Origin of the sequence: Aeromonas sp. 601027 (assembly GCF_049174455.1) — a bacterium.
Taxonomy (GTDB): Bacteria; Pseudomonadota; Gammaproteobacteria; order Enterobacterales; family Aeromonadaceae; genus Aeromonas; species Aeromonas veronii_A.
The window spans coordinates 78902-96828 of the sequence record NZ_JAAKTN010000011.1 but is presented as its reverse complement, the minus strand read 5'-3'; the positions used below and the strand labels follow the sequence as shown (position 1 = coordinate 96828).

The window sequence follows — 17927 nt, the reverse complement described above, 5'->3', positions numbered from 1 at the left end:
CCCTGTTTTCAATGGGTTTGCTGGGTATAATGGCGCTCTATCGCACAGTGAAAGAAGTGAAAACAGCATGAGCACCATCAAGGATGTCGCCCGTTTGGCCAATGTGTCGGTGGCAACGGTTTCACGGGTGATGAACAACTCCCCCAAGGCCAGCGCCGCATCTCGCGAAGTGGTGCAGAAGGCCATGGCCGAACTGGGCTACACCCCCAACGCCAACGCGCGGGCACTGGTCAGCCAGACCTGCGACACCATGGGGGTAGTGGTCGGTGACGTGGCGGATCCCTTCTTCGGCGCACTGGTGAAGGGGGTCTCCGGCATCGCCGTCGAGCAGAACCTTCACCTGCTGATGGGTAACGGTTTTCACAAGGCGCGTCAGGAGCGTGAAGCGATCGAGCTGCTGATCGGCAAGCGTTGCGAGGCGCTGGTGGTGCACAGCAAGGCGCTGAGCGACGAGGAACTGTGCGATTACGCCATGCGGGTGCCCGGCATGGTGTTGATCAACCGCGATATTCCTGCCCTCAAGGGGCGCTGCATCGCCCTCAACAACCGGCTTGGTGCGGCCACGGCAACTCGCCACCTGATCGAACTGGGTCACCGCCATATTGCCTTTATCAGCTCGGATCACGCCATTGAGGATGCCACCTTGCGCCTGCAGGGTTATCAGGATGGACTGATGGAAGCGGGTCTGGCAGCCGATCCCGAGCTTATCGAGAGCGGCACGCCGAACGAGGAGGGGGGCGAGCGCGCCATGCTCAACCTGCTGGCCAAGGGGCTCAAGGTGACCGCCGTGGTAGCCTATAACGATGCCATGGCGGCGGGCGCCATCTCAGTGCTGGCGGATAACGGCCTGCGAGTGCCGGAGGAGGTCTCGGTAGTGGGCTTCGATGACATCATCTATGCCAGATATTTGCGCCCCAAGCTCTCCACCATGCGCTATCCCATCGAGCTGATGGCGGCCCAGGCGGCCAAGCTGGCCATTCAGCTGGCGGCGGGGGAGAGTGACGCGACCCAGAGCCGGATCTATACACCCACCCTGATCAATCGCCACTCGGTGGCACCGGTTCGGGCCGGATAGCTCCCTTTTGCGGCCCTGTTCGGGGCCGTTTCTTGCACGGTTATTGTTTTACCTATTTTTAATCATTTTTACTCCGCTTTACTTAACAAAACAAGTGTAATCGTTTACATCTGTGTGAGCGAGATCGCCGTTCCCTGCGTCATACTTCTCTAGACTGAATACGTGTTCCAATCAGCAGGGAGAGAGTGAATGCTCAGGGAGATAGTGGCGCGTCAGGATTGGCAGACTCAGGCCATTACGTCGGTAAACCGGCTGGCAGCCCATACCCCCATGTTCAGCTGGCGCAGCGAAGCGGATGCCAGGGGTGATCTGGCCTCTTCCTCCCGTCTCTTGCTCGATGGCGAGTGGCGCTTCTCCTTCTTTGCCGCCCCCGAGCGGGTGCCCGAGAGCTGGCTGGCGCAGGATCTGGCGGATGCCTGCCCCATTACAGTGCCGGGTAACTGGCAGCTGGATGCCGCCTATCCGGCTACGCGGCCGCTCACCGATGGCCCCATCTACACCAATATCAAGTACCCCTTTCCTTGCGATCCACCGCGAGTGCCAGCAGAGAATCCTACTGGCTGCTACTCCCGCGAGTTCGAACTGCCCGCCGACTGGCTGGCAAGCGGCCAGAGCCGGATCATCTTCGACGGGGTGAGCAGCGCCTTCCACCTCTTTTGCAACGGCCGCTGGGTCGGTTACTCCCAGGACAGCCGCCTGCCCGCCGAGTTCGATCTGACTCCTTATCTGCACACCGGTCGCAACCGGTTGGCGGTGCTGGTACTGCGCTGGTCCGACGGCTCCTATCTGGAAGATCAGGATATGTGGTGGCTGTCGGGGATCTTCCGCTCCGTCAGCCTGCTGCACAAACCGTCCCGCCATCTGATGGATATGCGGGTGGCCCCCGAGCTGGACGCCTGCTATCGGGATGGTCGTCTCAAGATTGCACTGCAGGTGGCCAATGGGGCCGGTCTGTCGGTGGAGGCCAATCTTTATGACGGCAGCGAGCGGGTCGCGGCCCTGCACCAGCCGATCGGCACCCAAACCATTGATGAAAAAGGGGCGTATGACGATCGCGCCGAGTGCTGGCTCGACGTGGTTGCGCCGCGCAAGTGGAGCGCCGAGACGCCCCATCTCTATCGCCTGACCCTGACCCTGCTGGACGAACAGGGCCAGGTTATCGAGAGCGAGGCATGTGATGTGGGCTTTCGGGTGGTGGAGATCCGTGGCGGCCTGCTGCGGGTCAACGGTCAGCCGCTGCTTGTTCGCGGTGCCAACCGTCACGAGCATCACCCCGCCAAAGGCTATGCCATCGATCGCGCCACCATGGAGCGGGATCTGCTGCTGATGAAGCGCCACAACTTCAATGCGGTGCGCTGCTCCCACTATCCCAACCACCCCGACTTCTATCGCCTCTGCGATCGGCTCGGTCTCTATGTGGTGGACGAGGCGAATCTGGAGACCCACGGCATGACCCCCATGGGGCGGCTGGCGCGGGATCCCGCCTGGAGCAATGCCTTTCTGGAGCGGGCGACCCGCATGGTGGCGCGGGATTTCAACCACCCCTCCATCATCATCTGGTCGCTGGGCAACGAGTCGGGTTACGGCCCGGCCCACGATGCCATGTATGGCTGGATCAAGCGCAGCGATCCGAGCCGTCCGGTGCAGTACGAGGGGGGCGGGGCCGATACCCCGGCCACCGACATCATCTGCCCCATGTATGCCAGAACCCATCAGGATCAGCCCTTCCCGGCGGTGCCCAAGTGGGCGCTGGCCAAGTGGATCGGCCTGCCCGGCGAGCACCGGCCGCTGATCCTCTGCGAATATGCCCACGCCATGGGCAACAGTCTCGGGGGCTACGCCCACTACTGGCAGGCGTTTCGCGATCATCCACGTCTGCAAGGCGGGTTTGTCTGGGATTGGGTCGATCAGGGGCTCGACAAATACACCGCCGATGGTCGCCACTACTGGGGCTATGGCGGCGACTTTGGTGATGTGCAAAATGATCGCCAGTTCTGCTGCAACGGCCTGCTGTTCCCGGATCGCACCCCCCATCCCGCCCTGTTCGAAGCAAAACGTGCCCAGCAGCCGTTCCGCTTCACCCTGCTCGAGCACACCCCGCTGCGGGTGCGGATCGAGAGCGAATACCTGTTTCGGGAAACCGACAACGAGCGGCTTTGCTGGCAGCTGTGCGAGAACGGCCATGTGCAGCTGCAGGGGGAGATCTCCCTTGAGCTGGCGCCACAGGGGGTGATCGAGTTGACTCTGAGCGAGGCGCTGCCCCCTTTTGCGGCAGGCTCACTGGCTTGGCTCGATCTGGCCATCGTTCAGCCCCAGGCCACCCTATGGTCGCAGGCGGATCACAAGGTCGCCCGTCAGCAGTTCACCCTGCCGACCCCCCTTGCCCTGCCTGCGCCGGTCGCTGCCGCCACCCTGAGCGAGCAGCCGGATGGCTGGCGGATCACCGCCGCAAACAGCCAGTGGTGGCTCGACAAGCAGAGCGGCCGCATCACCAGTTGGCAAAAATCGGGGCAGGAGCAGTTGCTGGCGCCGATCATGGATCACTTCTACCGGGCGCCGCTCGACAACGACATTGGCACCAGCGAAGCGGATCACGCCGACCCCAACTCCTGGATTGCTCGCTGGCAGGTGTGTGGCCTCGGCCAGTGGCAGCACCGCTGTCTGGGGATCGCGGTCGCCGGAGGGGATATCCGGGTCAGCCATGGCTACTTCCATCACGATGAGCTGCTGCTGGTGAGTTACTGGCATCACCGCTTTACCGACGATGGCGCCATGAGCCTGGAGATAGAGACCGAGCTGGCGCAGGCGCTGCCTTCACTGCCGCGGATTGGCCTGTTGCTTCATCTGGCCGAGGTACCGGCGCGAGCCGAATGGCTGGGGCGTGGCCCTCACGAGAACTATCCGGATCGCCTGCTGGGTGCCGATCTGGGGCGCTGGAGTTTGCCGCTGGAGGCCATGCACACCCCTTACATCTTCCCGAGCGACAACGGCTTGCGCTGCGATACTCGTCAGCTGCAGCTGGGCAGCACGACGGTGAACGGCAGCTTCCATTTCAGTGCCAGCCGCTTCAGTCAGCAGCAGCTGGCCGCCGCCCGTCACCAGAGCGATCTGGTGGCCGAAGAGGGGCTGTGGGTCTGCCTCGATGGCGCCCATATGGGGGTGGGCGGGGATGACTCCTGGAGTCAGAGCGTGCGTCCCGAATATCAACTGCTCGAGCGTCGTTACCGTTGGGGCTGCACTCTCCGTTAATCCAGCTATTGAAGCGACTGTCGAGCCAGTGCGCCATTTTGACAACAGACCAGTAACGACTAGCCTCAATGCTGTGGGAAAGATTGAGTCTCAAATCTGATTTTAATTTATATGTATTTGAAAAATAAAAACAAAGTTTCAATGTAACAGAGTGTAATCGTTTTCATTTTGTCGTCATGATCACAGAAGAAATGACAACAAACTGATTACATTGATTGGCGCTTGCTCAATTGCTCGCCACCCTACAACACAGATAGACACATCGGAGCACACATAATGAAAAAACTGACCACAGTTGCCGCCCTGCTGATGGGCATGATGGCTGGAGCCAACGCCCAGGCTGACACCCGTATCGGGGTAACCGTCTACAAATACGACGACAACTTCATGGCGGTCGTGCGCAAGGCCATCGAGAAGGAGGCGGCAGCCACTCCGGGGGTGGAACTGCTGATGAACGACTCCCAGAACGACCAGTCCAAGCAGAACGACCAGATCGACGTGCTGCTGGCCAAAGGGGTGAAGGCGCTGGCCATCAACCTGGTTGACCCGGCTGCGGCACCGGTGGTGATTGAGAAAGCCCGTGGCGAAGATATCCCGGTGGTCTTCTACAACAAGGAGCCGAGCGCTACCGATCTGGCCAGCTACGACAAGGCCTACTACGTGGGCACCGACTCCAAGGAGTCAGGGATCATCCAGGGTCAGCTGATTGCCAAACACTGGAAAGCCCATCCGGAGTGGGATCTGAACAAGGATGGCGTGATCCAGTTCGTGCTGCTGAAAGGGGAGCCGGGCCACCCGGATGCTGAAGCGCGCACCTCCTACGTGGTCAAGACCCTGAACGATGGCGGCGTCAAGACTGAACAACTGCACATGGATACCGGTATGTGGGATACCGCGATGGCGAAAGACAAGATGGACGCCTGGATCTCCGGCCCCAACGCCAACAAGATCGAAGTGGTCATCGCCAACAACGACGGCATGGCAATGGGTGCAGTCGAGTCACTGAAAGCCCAGGGCAAGACTGCCATTCCGGTATTCGGCGTCGATGCGCTGCCGGAAGCGCTGGCCATGGTCAAGAGCGGTGCCATGGCGGGTACCGTGCTGAACGATGCGGCCAACCAGGCCAAAGCTACCTTCGAGCTGACCAAGAACCTGGCTGAAGGCAAACCGGCCGGTGAAGGCACCAAGTGGAATATCGTCGACAAGGTAGTACGTGTTGCCTACGTCGGTGTGGATAAAGACAACCTGTCCCAATTCGAGTAATTCCCTCCTCCAGGGCAAGGGAGATCCCCTTGCCCTTTTTTCAACCAGATGTGATGGCTGATATGACAACACAGCAACAATCAGAATGGCTGTTGGAGATGATTGACGTCAGTAAGAGCTTTCCCGGCGTCAAGGCACTCGATAATGTCAATTTACGGGTCCGTCCTCATTCTGTGCATGCGTTGATGGGCGAGAACGGAGCGGGAAAATCCACACTGCTCAAGTGCCTGTTCGGCATTTACGAGAAGGATCAGGGCAAGATCTTCTTCAAGGGGCAGGAGATCAACTTCACCTCCTCGAAAGAGGCGCTGGAAAATGGCGTCTCCATGGTGCATCAGGAGCTCAACCTGGTGCTGCAGCGTACCGTGATGGACAACATGTGGCTCGGCCGCTACCCCACCAAGGGGTGGTTTATCGACCACGGCAAGATGTATGACGACACCAAGCGCATCTTCGATGAGCTGGATATCGACATCGACCCCAAGGTGAAGGTCGCGACCCTGTCGGTCTCCCAGATGCAGATGATCGAGATCGCCAAGGCGTTCTCCTACGACGCCAAGATCGTCATCATGGATGAACCCACCTCCTCCCTGACCGAGAAAGAGGTGAACCACCTCTTCAAGATCATCAACAAGTTGAAGGAGAAGGGGTGCGGCATCGTCTACATCTCTCACAAGATGGAGGAGATCTTCCAGCTCTGTGACGAGATCACCATATTGCGGGATGGCCAGTGGGTGGCAACCCAGCCGCTCAAGGGCATGACCATGGATCAGATCATCGGGATGATGGTCGGCCGTGAACTGACCCAGCGTTTCCCGGAAAAGACCAACCAGCCGAAAGAGGTGATCCTCGAGATCGAACACCTGACGGCGAAAAACCAGCCCTCCATTCAGGATGTGACCTTCAACCTGCACAAGGGGGAGATCCTCGGCATCGCCGGACTGGTGGGGGCCAAGCGCACCGATATCGTCGAGACCCTGTTCGGTATTCGCGATCGCAGTCAGGGCAGCATCAAGCTGCACGGCAAAGAGGTGGCCAACCACAACGCCCACGAAGCGATCCGCAACGGCTTTGCGCTGGTGACGGAAGAGCGCCGCTCCACCGGTATCTACTCCCGGCTCGATATCGCCTTCAACTCCCTGATCGCCAACATGGACAGCTACAAGGGCTCCATGGGGCTGCTCAGCGACAACAAGATGAAGAGCGATACCCAGTGGGTGATCGACTCCATGCGGGTCAAGACGCCGACCCAGCAGACCCAGATAGGTTCCCTCTCCGGGGGCAACCAGCAGAAGGTGATCATCGGTCGCTGGCTGCTGACCCAGCCGGAGATCCTGATGCTCGACGAGCCCACCCGCGGCATAGACGTCGGGGCCAAGTTCGAGATCTACCAGCTCATCCTGGAGCTGGCGAAGAAGGACAAGGGGATCATCATCATCTCGTCAGAGATGCCGGAATTGCTGGGGATCACCGACCGCATCATGGTGATGAGCAATGGCCGGGTCGCCGGGATCGTCAATACCAAAGAAACTGACCAGAGCGAGATACTGCGCCTGGCATCTCTGTACCTCTAGAGACAGGAAGACATTTATGGAGTCGGCTAAAAATTTCAATCTGATGCAGGCGCTCAAGGAAAACGCCATCTATCTGGTGCTGCTGGTGCTGCTCATGGTCATCGTGATCCAGGAGCCTTCCTTCCTGAGCCTCACCAACTTCAGCAACATCCTGACCCAGTCCTCGGTGCGGGTCATCATAGCGCTGGGGGTGGCGGGCATCATCATCACTCAGGGGACGGATCTCTCGGCCGGTCGTCAGGTCGGTCTGGCGGCACTCATCGCGGCAACCATGTTGCAGGCGCTGACCAACGTCAACAAGGTGTTCCCGACGTTGGGGGAGGTGCCCATTCCTGCGGTGATCCTGCTGGTCTGTGTGGTGGGGGCGCTGATTGGTCTGGTCAACGGTCTGATCGTGGCCTACCTGAACGTTACCCCGTTCATTACCACCCTGGGCACCATGATCATCGTCTACGGTATCAACTCCCTCTACTTTGACTCGGTAGGGGCTTCGCCGGTGGCCGGGTTTGACCCCCGCTTCTCCAGCTTCGCCCAAGGGTTTATCCGGATAGGAGGATTCAAACTCTCCTATCTCACCTTCTATGCGGCCATCGCCAGCGTCTTTGTCTGGGTGCTGTGGAACAAGACCCGCTTTGGCAAAAACATCTTCGCCATCGGCGGCAACCCCGAGGCAGCCAAGGTCTCCGGCGTCAATGTGGCGGTCAATCTGGTAATGATCTATGCGCTGGCGGGGGTCTTCTACGCCTTCGGCGGCATGCTGGAAGCAGGCCGTATCGGTAGCGCCACCAACAACCTCGGCTTCATGTACGAGCTGGATGCCATCGCGGCGTGCGTGGTGGGCGGCGTGTCGTTTGCCGGCGGGGTGGGAACGGTCGCGGGTGTGATCACCGGCGTACTTATCTTCACCCTGATCAACTATGGTTTGACCTATATCGGGGTCAGCCCTTACTGGCAGTTCATCATCAAGGGCGGCATCATCATTCTGGCGGTGGCATTGGATTCCATGAAGTACGCCAAGAAGAAATAACGATTGGCAGGGAGGGTTGGCGCTGCCAGCCCTCTCTTCTGGAGGGAACCCATGCCATTCAAGGTCAAGATTTACCTCTTGCTGCTACTGGCCATTCTGGTCACCATCGGCACCGCCGGGCTCAGCGTCAACCACTTCATCAGTGGCTACATTCGCACTCAGGCCACCCACAACATCAACGAACAGATCACCCTGGTCAAAGAGAAGCTGGCCAGCGACATCAATCAGAAGATCCTGTTGGCCGCCAACCTCAACTTCGGGGTGACCAACGTCAAGAAGACCCTGCAAGAGACCGGTTTTCACAACATCGTCAAGGTGATCGGCGACATGGCCTTCGACGTGAGCGGGGTCATCAACGACAGCGCCAAAGTCGATGCGCTGCGCAAGCTGATCCCCGCCGCCAATAACCAGATCACCGTCAGCCCGCTGCAACAGGTGGATGGCAAGCCGGTCATCACCATTCTGGTGCCGCGCGGTGCCGATTCCGCATATCTCTACTACCTCGACATGAGCGAGTTCAAAAGCCTGCTGGAGAAGATGAGTGGTGATGGCCGCTACTTCTCGCTGGCCGACAGTCAGGGCAACAGCCTCTATAACAGCAAGCCGCAGGGGGAGAGCGAAGCGCGCCCCAACCAGCTGGATATTCGCGGCAGCAGCTGGACGCTGACTGGCTACATCGACCTCGACTACATCCAGGCGATGACCCGTGCACTCAACGGCCAGATCATCATGGCGCTGCTCGGTGTCGCCGTGGTGGTGATGGTGCTTGCCATACTGGTACTCAACGTGGCTTATCGCCCTATCCTCTCGCTGCGGGATCTGGTGCTGGAGCTCTCTCGCGGCAGTGGCGATCTCACCCGCCGGCTGGCGGTGACCAGCAAGGATGACCTTGGCCAGATCTCGGCCGGTATCAACCGCTTTATCGAGCGGCTGCAGGAGATGATGGGGGAGGTGCGGCAGGCGAGCGGCCAGCTCAACAGCGGCATCGAGGGGCTGGCCAACCAGACCGGCGCCGTCCAGTCTCTGCTGGCGGACCATGTACGCGAGACCGAGCAGGTGGTGACCGCCATCAACGAGATGAGCCGCACCGCGGTCTCCGTCTCCGAGAGTGCGGCCAGCACCGCCCAACTCACCGGCCAGAGCCAGCAGCTGGCGAGCCAGTCTCGTCAGGTGGTGGATCAGGCGATGGCCAGCGTGATGGCGCTTGTGGATGAAGTGGAAGCCACTGCCCGCTCCATCGAGGCGATGCAGCAGGATGTGCAGCAGATTGGCTCAGTGCTGGGGGTGATCGGCAGCATTGCCGAACAGACCAACCTGCTGGCCCTCAACGCCGCCATCGAGGCAGCCCGCGCCGGTGAACAGGGGCGCGGTTTTGCGGTGGTGGCAGACGAGGTGCGCTCCCTCGCTGCCCGCACCCAGCAGAGCACAGCCGAGATCCAGACCATGCTGGCTAGTCTGCAGCGGGGCACCCGAACTGTGGTGGATGCCATGGGCAATACCAAGCAGAGCTGTCAGGGGGCGGCCGAGAACACCACCAGGGTCAACGAGTCGCTGGATCTGATGGCAGGGGAAGTGGTGGAGATCAACGGTCTCATCAGCCATATCGCCACGGCGGCGGAGCAGCAGAGCGCGGTGGCCGAAGAGATCAATCGCAACATGAGCGCCATCGCCGAGGTGATCCGCCAGCTGACCCACAATGGCGAAGCGACGGTCGCCAGCTCCGCGGCGATGCAGCAGACCTACGACCGGCTGCGGGAGATCGTGGGTCACTTCCGGCTGGAGTGAGGCCGGTGTTCAGCCAATAACAAAACAGGGCCATCCGGCCCTGTTGTTGTTTTCCCGTCTGCCTGAATCAACCGGCCTTGCGGCGCAGATAGACCCCGGCTTCCATATGATGGGTCCAGGGGAACTGGTCGAACAGGGCGAAACGGGCGATTTCGTGGGTTTCGCCCAGCACGGCCATGTTGGCCTGCAGTGTCTCGGGATTGCAGGAGATGTAGAGGATGTTGTCGTACTCCTGCACCAGCTTGACGGTGGCATCGTCGAGACCGGCGCGGGGCGGGTCGACGAAGATGGTGTTGCACTGGTAGCTCTTGAGATCGATCCCCTTGAGGCGGTTGAACTCCCGTTCACCACGCATCGCCATGGTGAACTCCTCGGCCGACATACGCAGGATGATCAGGTTTTCGACGCCGTTGGCGGCGATGTTGAACTGGGCGGAGTCGACGCTCGGCTTGGCGATTTCGGTGGCCAGCACCTTGCGGAAGTTCTGCGCCAGCGCGATGGAGAAGTTGCCATTGCCGCAATAGAGCTCCAGCAGGTCCCCTTCGCTCTCTTTGGTCACATCCAGCGCCCAGGCCAGCATCTGCTCGTTGATGGCGGCGTTGGGCTGGGTGAAGCTGTTCTCCACCTGTTTGTAGGTGAGCTGGCGACCCGCCACGTTGAGCTGTTCGATGACGAAGTCATCCCCCAGACAGATCTTCTGCTTGTGGGCGCGGCCAATCAGCTGCAGCTCGAACCCTTTGGCGCGCAGGTCGGCCTGCAGCGCTTCGGCGGCTTGTTGCCATTCGGCCTCCAGCTTGCGGTGATAGAGCAGGCTGACAATGATCTGGCCGGACTGGGTGGAGAGGTAGTCGATCTGGAACAGCTTGCGGCGCAGCACCGGGTGTGGGCGCAGCCCCTCCAGCAGCAGCGGCATCAACTGGTTGATGAGGCGGCTGGCGGTAGGGAAGTGGTCTATCTTGATGATCTCTTTGGTCGCCGGGGCATACATGCAGTGGAAGAGGTCATCCCCTTCGTGCCAGATGCGAAATTCGGCGCGCATCCGGTAGTACTCCGCCGGTGAGCTGTGCACTTCCAGCGCCGGGAGGGTGAAGCCGGCAAACAGCTCGGTGAGGCGAGCGCGCTTTTCGTCGAGTTGGGCCTGATAGTCGGCCGCGGTTCTAGGCGCCGGAGCGTTCGCGGAAGGCTGTTGGGATTGGGTCATAAATACCTCACATGCACACCGGCCGGGCCGGGTCGAAATCGGGGGAAGGCAACAGGCCACCCAAAGGGGCCCGATTTTAAAAGCCAGCCGCAGATTGTCCAGCATTTTGTGGTCAAGAAGTGTTCAGTCAGGCCGATAGCTGATCTACAGGCATGGTGGGAGGACACATTATGCAGATCGAAGGCGTGGGCGCAGCCCAACCCAAGGGAGTGGGTGTTTCTCCCAAATCGCCCCAACAGGCGGAGCAGAAACAGGTCAAGAGCGAGGAGGAGGTCTCCTTGCACAAGCCGCCCAAGTGGGCGCAGGTGCTGATCCAGCAGGCGTTGCAGTTCTCGCTGGAGATCAACGGCCAGGGTTATCAGGCGCCGAAGGTGAAAGAGCCCGAAGAGATCACCCCGGAAACCCTGTTTGACTTCCAGTCGGTGGCGGACAACGTGCTGCAGTTCGTGACCGGGCGGCTTGGTGCCGCACGGGCCGATGGCAAATCTGACGACGACCTGACCGGGATGATGGAGCAGGCCCGCAAGGGGGTCGACAAGGGCTTTGAGGAGGCGAAGAAGCAGCTCGGCAAGTGGGCGACTGACAACGACGATATCAAAACCGGTATCGATCAGAGCTACAAGCTGATCCAGAAAGGGCTCGAGGAGTTCGAGAAGGAGTTCTTCGGCAAGGTCTCCCCGACCGACATGGGACAGGCCGAGATGGCCAGTCGCCAGCAGGGGTATCTGGAGATCCAGACCAAGGATGGCGACAAGGTGGTGCTGCGATTCAACGACAGCTGGCAGACCAAGTCCCAGAAGGATGATAGCGGTAGTCAGTTCAGCCTCAAGTCGAGCCAGAGCTTCAGTTTCTCGCTGGAGGGGGATCTCAGCAGTGAGGAGATGGAGTCCATCGGCAAGCTGGTCAAGGGGATCGACGAGCTGGCGGGGAACTTCTTCTCCGGCAACTTCGAGGATCTGCTGGATAAGGCGAACGAACTGAAACTGGACGACAGTCAGCTGGCCTCCTACTCCCTCAAGCTCAAGCAGAGCGTCAAGCTGAGTCAGACCTATCAGGGAGCGCACTCCCTGCAGGATCTGCTCAAGCCGTTTGCCGACTACCTGCCCAAGCTGGAGCAGGTGCAGAAACAGGCAGATACCCTGCTGCCACCATCCCAGCAACAGGCGCTGACCCCGGCCGTGTTGGCGGCGAGAGGGGAAGGGGAACCGGCACAGGTCGATCGCTTCACCAGCTTCAACCAGCGCATGCTGGAGGCGCTGCGGATGATCGGCCAGTTCCAGCCCTCCACCGAGCCCGCCGGCAGGAGCGTCTGAGCCGCCAGCGCGCAGCCCAAGCCATAACCTGCCGTTTGCCAGCTCCTGTGGGGGCTGGCAAACTGGCCTTTTTTCCAATCCGGTTGCCCCATGAACCCCAAGAAGCCAAGAGACAAGCGCGAGCTCTGCTACCCCTTTATCTTCGAAACCTCGCTCAAATGTGATTTTGAGATCGCTACTGACGAGCTCTGTTGTCAGGTTGGGGCCGTGCTGTCACGCCTTGCGCCGGATGCGGATACCGAGCCCATGCTGGCGGATCTCGCGGCGTTGCAGCGACTTATCTACAACCTAAACGGCTCGGTACGCGGCAAGCTGGGGATCTTCGACGCAGATCTTGAGTGGCTCAAGGCCCGTTACGACCACTACAACGAGGCGAGTCGCGGCAGCGTCACCGGTTTTGTGCTGCCACAGGGGCCACAGCCCATTCCCACCCTCCATCTGTGCCGCTGCGGCAGCAAGAAGGTGGTGCGGCTGCTGGTCAGGCTGGAAGAGAGCGGGGTGGCCTTCGATCCCATTCTCTATCGCTTCGCCAACCTGCTGGCCAACTTCTTCTTCGTGCTCACCGTCTACCTCAAGCAGCGCTGGCAGGTGCCGGAAGTGCCCTACGTCAGCATCAACTACTGATGGCGGCTGGTTAGGGGCCAGACGTCATGGTGGATTGAACGGAATAAAAAAAACCGGAGCCTTGGGCTCCGGTTTTGTTTTTCAGCGCGTCAGTTGCCCGCTCAGCTGGAGATCAGCACCCGGGCCGAGTTGGCCGGAATGGTCAGCTGCACCTCGCCCTGCACCACTTCAAACTTCTCGCCGTTGAAGGCGTCGGTGAAGCGGCTGGCGGGGCTGGCGGTCTGCCACAGGGGCAGGCTGATGGTGCGCGGCTCGCTCGGGTGGCGGTTGCAAGCCACTACCACCTGATCGCTTTGCAGGGTTCGGGCGAACACATAGCTGTGGGGCCCGGCGTAGAGGGTCTGGATATCACCGCGGCGCAGGGAGGGGCGCTGGCGGCGGATCTGGATCAGCCGACGATAGTGGTCGTGCAGCACATGATCCCAGTCTGTGGTATCCCACGGGAAGCAGCGGCGGCAGTCCGGGTCGTTGCCGCCGGAGAGCCCCACTTCATCGCCGTAGTAGATGGACGGCACACCGATATAGGTGAGCAGCAGTGTGGCGGCCAGCTGCATCCGCTGTTTGTCCTCTCCCAGCAGATGGAGGAAGCGGGCGGTATCGTGGCTGTCCAGCAGGTTGAACTGGGCCAGCTGGTTCTTGAACGGGATATGGGCCCGCGCCAGTTTGAGCCAGCGATCCAGCTCTTCGGCGCTGATCTTGATGGGGTGGTAGGCGATATCCTTGCCAGCCAGGAAGGCACGGATCGGGTGGGCGAAGCCGTAGTAGTTCATGGCGCCGTCCTCCTGATCCCCTTGCAGCCACTGGCTCGCCTCGAAGAAGTGTTCGCCGAGCACATAGGCGTCCGGGTTCTCCTGCTTCACTGCCCCGCGAATGGCGCGCACGTGACCACTGTTGCCCTCGGCGGTGCCGCGCTCGCCCAACATGTGGATGACGTCAAAGCGCCAGCCATCGATCTGGTAGGGGGCGCGCATCCAGTAACGGAGGATGGCGTCATCGGCCCGATAGACGGCGTCCTGTACCTTCTCGCAGGAGAAGTCGAGCTTGGGCAGGCTGCGAATGCCCTTCCAGCTGACGTAATCCCCTTCTTTATCAAAGGTGTAGAAGCTGCGCCACGGGGAGTCCGGGTTGCTCTGGGCTCCCAGTGGCGGGCAGAACCAGGGGTGCTCGGTAGAGGTGTGGTTGACCACCGCATCGAGGATGATCTTCATGCCGCGCTGGTGCAGGTTGCGGGTCAGCTCGGCGAACTGCGCGTTGCTGCCGAGGTGGGCATCGACCTTGAAGTAGTCCTGGGTGTCGTACTTGTGGTTGCTCGGCGAATCGAAGATGGGGTTGAGGTAGAGCGCCGTCACCCCGAGAGATTGCAGATAGTGCAGCTTGGCATCGATCCCCGCCAGATCGCCACCGTAAAACTCGCAGGCGCCGTGGCCCTCTTCATGGCGACTGACCGGTTCGCCCCACGCCTTGCTGATGACCGCTTTGCCGCGATATTCGTACTCGTGATGCTTGACGCTCAGCGACGGGTCGCCGTTGCAGAAGCGGTCGGGGAAGATCTGGTAGAACACCTGATCCTGCACCCAGGCCGGTGGCTGGTGCAGGCTGTTGAAGCGAAAATGTTGCTCCCGTGGCGGCATGGACGCGCTGACGCCCGCCCCGTGCAGCCACCACTGCTCCTCGTCGGTGAGGCACTTGAAGCTGTAGAGGTGGATATCCTGTCCCTTGATGAGCGGCAGGGTCGCCTGCCACACCTGCAGCCGATCGCGGGTGGAGACCGCCGTCATCGGGATCAGGTACTCCTCGTTATCCGGCTCGTGGCGTAGCCACACCTCGCGGATCGGTGCATCCAGATCGCTAAAGAGGGTCAATTGCAGTGCGTCGGCGCTCTCTTTGAACCAGGGCGCCACCTGGGGATGAAACAGAAACGGATGGGTCATGATGCTTATTGAGTCAGAAGATCGGCAAGGGCATTACCCTGTTCATGCAGTGTTTCGAGCTGGCCTGCCAGCGACTTGGGATCCAGTCCCAACTGGTCGGCGAGCGGTTTGGGGAAGCGGGCGATGATGGCCTGGGCAGGCACGCCCGCGTTCCAGGCGAAGGAGATAAACACGGCGAGGCGGATCAGCACCGCCTCCTTGCTGACCGGATCGTGGGAGAGGGGATCCAGCTGTTGGGAGATGGCATCGACGAAGGCCTCGGAGAGGTTCCAGCGCCGCGCCAGCTCGGCACCGAGCTGGGCGTAGTCGTAACCCAGCATCTCCCGCTGGGCCTCGACCCGGCTGCTCCCCTTCTGGATCGCCAGATTGATGAGCTCCGCCTCTTCCGGCAAGGTACTCTGGATCAGTAGTTCGCCGATGTTGTGGATAAGAGCACAGGTGAAGGCGGTCTCGGGGTCGAGCACCTTGGCCTCCTGCGCCAGGGTCCGGGCTATGGTGGCGACCTGGAAGGTCTCGGTCCAGAACTTGTTCTTGTCGAAGCTGGGCGGGGCCTTGAAGGTGCCGATGATGCCGGAAGCGACCACCACAGAGCGCAGTCGGTTGAAGCCGAGGCGGATCACCGCCTGTTCGATGGAGGTCACTTCGTTGCCACGGCGCAGGGCGGCCGAGTTGGCCATCTTTAGCACCTTGACGCTGATCACCTGGTCCATGGCGATCTTGGCCGCAATCTGGTCGATGCGGGCATTCTCGTCGTTGAAGCTCTGCATCAACTCGTGCAGCAGCTTGGGAATAGTGGGGAGTTGTTTGATCTTGTCAAACAGGCGATCCATCGACATGGCTGAGGCAGCCTCCGTTGCGAACTCTGCCTCATATTGTGCCACAGCCGGACAACATGTTCCTGTTTGTGATGCGGCTTTGTGAGCGCTAGAACACCCAGTCGCGCAAGGTGTATTCCAAACGGTGCCGTTTGCCCTGCAGGATCAGGTTCTGACTGGTGCCGCTCAAGGTCGCCCCCTCGGTAAGGGTGGTCAGTACTGCCTGTTCGATAGTGTCGAGCGGCGGCATGCAGGCCATTTCGGTGCTGCCCAGACTGGTGATCCACAGTTTGTCATCTTCCAGATGGCCCTGACCGAAGTAGCGGTTGCAACCGGCGATGCCGTTGACGGTGAAGTGCTCGCCGATCTCGAAATCGGGAGGATTGTCGCGGGGGGCCTTGATCGGTTCGCCATCCAGTTTGCTCAGTACCCAGTGGTGGTGTTGCAGATCTTGCTGAACAAAGGCGGTCGAGCTGCAGCCAGCGAGCAGTAACAGGGGGATCAGCAAAAAGGGCAATCTGGGCATGAGGGGGCTCCGGTTGGGGGAGCGTCAAGAATACCCTTTTTGGGCAGTCGGGAGCAGGGCGGGAGAGGGGACGACCGACCGCTTCTGTCGCCCCTTGTCCCGCGAGACTGTCGCTTAATAGCAACACCTTGGTTATGTTGCCATCGATTTACGCTATCTCAGGGCTCAGTTGGCGAACAGCCGCTCGGCATAACGGGCAAGACCGGCAGCCACCGAGCCGAAGTCATCGCCACCCTCAAGCGGGATGGAGGGGAGCTTCTGGCGGATAAAGCTGGCGATCAGCGGCGAGCGGGCGCTACCGCCGGTGACGAAGATGCGATCCGGCTGCACACCGGCGGCGGCAATCGCTTCGTCCATCAGCTCGCCAATCTTCTCCAGCAGCAGGGCCGAGGCGTTGGCCAGCTGTTCGCGGGTCAGTTCCGCTTCCAGCCCTTTTTCCAGCTCGGCCAGCGACTGGCGATTGAGTTCCTGCTCCGAGAGGGCGATCTTGCCCTGCTCGGCACGCCACACCAGCTGGTGGCTCAGCTTGTGGGCCCGCAGGCTGGCCAGACGACCCAGCTTGCTGCCAGGCTGGCTGTCGAGCTGCAGCTCCTGCAGTTGGCGGGCGGTGTCGAGGCTGTAGAAGCGGCTCTGGGCGCTGACGTCGTTGATGGCGGCCGCATCCCAGAACAGCGGGTGGGGCAGCGGCTTGCCGGTCTTGAGGGTCTCGTGCATGCCGAGCAGCGGCATCATCCCTTCCACCGTCAGGCGGATATCGAAGTCGTTGCCGCCGATCCGCTGGCCGCTGTGGCCGAGCAGATCGCCGCTGCGATCCAGCTGATCGCGGTAGCTCGGGCCCATCCGCAGCATGGAGCAGTCGGTGGTACCGCCGCCGATATCCACCACCAGCACCACGGCGTCTTCGGTGAGGCGCGCCTCGAATTCAAACCCGGCGGCCACCGGTTCATAGAGGAACTCTACCTGCTCGAAACCGGCCAGACGGGCCGCCTCGGTCAGGATGGCGATAGCTTGCTGGTTGCTCTCTTCCCCCGCCAGACCCTGGAAGTTGACCGGACGGCCGATCACCGCCTGGCGGATCGGGGCGCCGAGCTGCTGCTCCGCCTGCTGGCGGACATGGAGCATCATGGCGCAGACGATGTCTTCAAACAGGGCGATCTGGGGGGCCTTGAGGCCATAGGCGCCGAGAAAGGATTTCGGCGATTTGATGTAGTAGCCGTCGTCCGGCTCTTCCAGATAGCGCTCCAGCGCGGCACCGCCAAAGCTCAGCTCGTCGATCAGCCCCTCTTCCCGCATCTGGCGGCGAACCGTCTGGGCGCGGGTGACCACGGGGCCACGTAGCTTGAGGTACTCCGCCTGCTGGGCGGGTGCCAGCCCTTCGGCCAACAGACCGGCGATAGCATCCCGGTGGGGCGCATGCAGGGTGGAAGGGAGATAGCGGGATGCGCCAAGATTCAGCAGCCTGGGGCTACCTTGTTCCATCACGGCCACGGCACAGTTGGAGGTGCCGTAATCAAATCCGATAAACATGGGCGCCAGACTCCTGA

The 17927-nt window shown here is 60.9% G+C and carries 13 protein-coding genes; 8 read left to right on the top strand and 5 right to left on the bottom strand.

Annotated features, from left to right (window positions below):
* Positions 1-67 precede the first annotated feature (67 nt).
* The 6 genes from G5193_RS14900 (at position 68) to G5193_RS14875 (ending at position 9973) form a co-directional block, all read left to right on the top strand.
* The gene (locus G5193_RS14900; protein WP_088868202.1) at positions 68-1075 is read left to right on the top strand and encodes a substrate-binding domain-containing protein; all 1008 of its coding nucleotides are present in this window, start codon (positions 68-70) and stop codon (positions 1073-1075) included.
* A 189-nt stretch (positions 1076-1264) separates the two neighbouring features.
* Positions 1265-4324: a beta-galactosidase gene (locus G5193_RS14895; protein WP_421206259.1), complete on the top strand. Its 3060-nt coding sequence runs from the start codon at positions 1265-1267 to the stop codon at positions 4322-4324.
* A 276-nt stretch (positions 4325-4600) separates the two neighbouring features.
* Positions 4601-5587 (top strand): galactose/glucose ABC transporter substrate-binding protein MglB, encoded by a 987-nt coding sequence (mglB, locus tag G5193_RS14890; RefSeq protein ID WP_005340747.1) that lies wholly within the window; start codon positions 4601-4603, stop codon positions 5585-5587.
* 53 nt (positions 5588-5640) lie between these two features.
* Positions 5641-7161, top strand: a complete 1521-nt coding sequence (mglA, locus tag G5193_RS14885; protein ID WP_041234376.1) for a galactose/methyl galactoside ABC transporter ATP-binding protein MglA — start codon at positions 5641-5643, stop codon at positions 7159-7161.
* A gap of 16 nt (positions 7162-7177) precedes the next feature.
* A complete protein-coding gene (gene mglC / locus G5193_RS14880) occupies positions 7178-8188 on the top strand; it encodes a galactose/methyl galactoside ABC transporter permease MglC (RefSeq protein WP_005342585.1) in 1011 nt (336 codons plus the stop codon).
* Positions 8189-8239: 51 nt separating this feature from the next.
* Positions 8240-9973 (top strand): methyl-accepting chemotaxis protein, encoded by a 1734-nt coding sequence (locus tag G5193_RS14875; protein ID WP_421206258.1) that lies wholly within the window; start codon positions 8240-8242, stop codon positions 9971-9973.
* Positions 9974-10040: 67 nt separating this feature from the next.
* Here the strand turns inward: G5193_RS14875 and trmA are convergent, their stop codons facing one another.
* Positions 10041-11174, bottom strand: a complete 1134-nt coding sequence (gene trmA, locus G5193_RS14870) for a tRNA (uridine(54)-C5)-methyltransferase TrmA (protein WP_421206257.1) — start codon at positions 11172-11174, stop codon at positions 10041-10043.
* Between the two features lie 170 nt (positions 11175-11344).
* Here trmA and G5193_RS14865 point away from each other — a divergent pair, with 170 nt between their 5' ends.
* Positions 11345-12487 (top strand): DUF5610 domain-containing protein, encoded by a 1143-nt coding sequence (locus G5193_RS14865; protein WP_421206256.1) that lies wholly within the window; start codon positions 11345-11347, stop codon positions 12485-12487.
* A 90-nt stretch (positions 12488-12577) separates the two neighbouring features.
* Positions 12578-13111 carry an ATP--cob(I)alamin adenosyltransferase gene (locus G5193_RS14860; RefSeq protein ID WP_075116198.1) on the top strand — a complete coding sequence of 178 codons (534 nt, stop codon included), beginning with the start codon at positions 12578-12580 and terminating at the stop codon, positions 13109-13111.
* A 101-nt stretch (positions 13112-13212) separates the two neighbouring features.
* Here the strand turns inward: G5193_RS14860 and malZ are convergent, their stop codons facing one another.
* From malZ to yegD, 4 genes are all read right to left on the bottom strand, one after another.
* Positions 13213-15042, bottom strand: a complete 1830-nt coding sequence (gene malZ, locus G5193_RS14855) for a maltodextrin glucosidase (protein ID WP_421206255.1) — start codon at positions 15040-15042, stop codon at positions 13213-13215.
* A 5-nt stretch (positions 15043-15047) separates the two neighbouring features.
* A complete protein-coding gene (locus G5193_RS14850) occupies positions 15048-15878 on the bottom strand; it encodes an HDOD domain-containing protein (RefSeq protein ID WP_216952646.1) in 831 nt (276 codons plus the stop codon).
* Between the two features lie 88 nt (positions 15879-15966).
* Positions 15967-16383, bottom strand: coding sequence for an META domain-containing protein (locus G5193_RS14845; protein ID WP_227341604.1), 417 nt, complete (start codon positions 16381-16383; stop codon positions 15967-15969).
* 165 nt (positions 16384-16548) lie between these two features.
* Positions 16549-17910, bottom strand: coding sequence for a molecular chaperone (gene yegD / locus G5193_RS14840; RefSeq protein WP_227341603.1), 1362 nt, complete (start codon positions 17908-17910; stop codon positions 16549-16551).
* Between the last annotated feature and the right edge of the window lie 17 nt (positions 17911-17927).

Coding starts and splice junctions, on each gene's coding strand:
- G5193_RS14900 (WP_088868202.1), top strand. CDS start 68: ATGAGCACCATCAAGGATGTCGCCCGTTTGGCCAATGTGTCGGTGGCA.
- G5193_RS14895 (WP_421206259.1), top strand. CDS start 1,265: ATGCTCAGGGAGATAGTGGCGCGTCAGGATTGGCAGACTCAGGCCATT.
- mglB (WP_005340747.1), top strand. CDS start 4,601: ATGAAAAAACTGACCACAGTTGCCGCCCTGCTGATGGGCATGATGGCT.
- mglA (WP_041234376.1), top strand. CDS start 5,641: ATGGCTGATATGACAACACAGCAACAATCAGAATGGCTGTTGGAGATG.
- mglC (WP_005342585.1), top strand. CDS start 7,178: ATGGAGTCGGCTAAAAATTTCAATCTGATGCAGGCGCTCAAGGAAAAC.
- G5193_RS14875 (WP_421206258.1), top strand. CDS start 8,240: ATGCCATTCAAGGTCAAGATTTACCTCTTGCTGCTACTGGCCATTCTG.
- trmA (WP_421206257.1), bottom strand. CDS start 11,174: ATGACCCAATCCCAACAGCCTTCCGCGAACGCTCCGGCGCCTAGAACC.
- G5193_RS14865 (WP_421206256.1), top strand. CDS start 11,345: ATGCAGATCGAAGGCGTGGGCGCAGCCCAACCCAAGGGAGTGGGTGTT.
- G5193_RS14860 (WP_075116198.1), top strand. CDS start 12,578: ATGAACCCCAAGAAGCCAAGAGACAAGCGCGAGCTCTGCTACCCCTTT.
- malZ (WP_421206255.1), bottom strand. CDS start 15,042: ATGACCCATCCGTTTCTGTTTCATCCCCAGGTGGCGCCCTGGTTCAAA.
- G5193_RS14850 (WP_216952646.1), bottom strand. CDS start 15,878: ATGTCGATGGATCGCCTGTTTGACAAGATCAAACAACTCCCCACTATT.
- G5193_RS14845 (WP_227341604.1), bottom strand. CDS start 16,383: ATGCCCAGATTGCCCTTTTTGCTGATCCCCCTGTTACTGCTCGCTGGC.
- yegD (WP_227341603.1), bottom strand. CDS start 17,910: ATGTTTATCGGATTTGATTACGGCACCTCCAACTGTGCCGTGGCCGTG.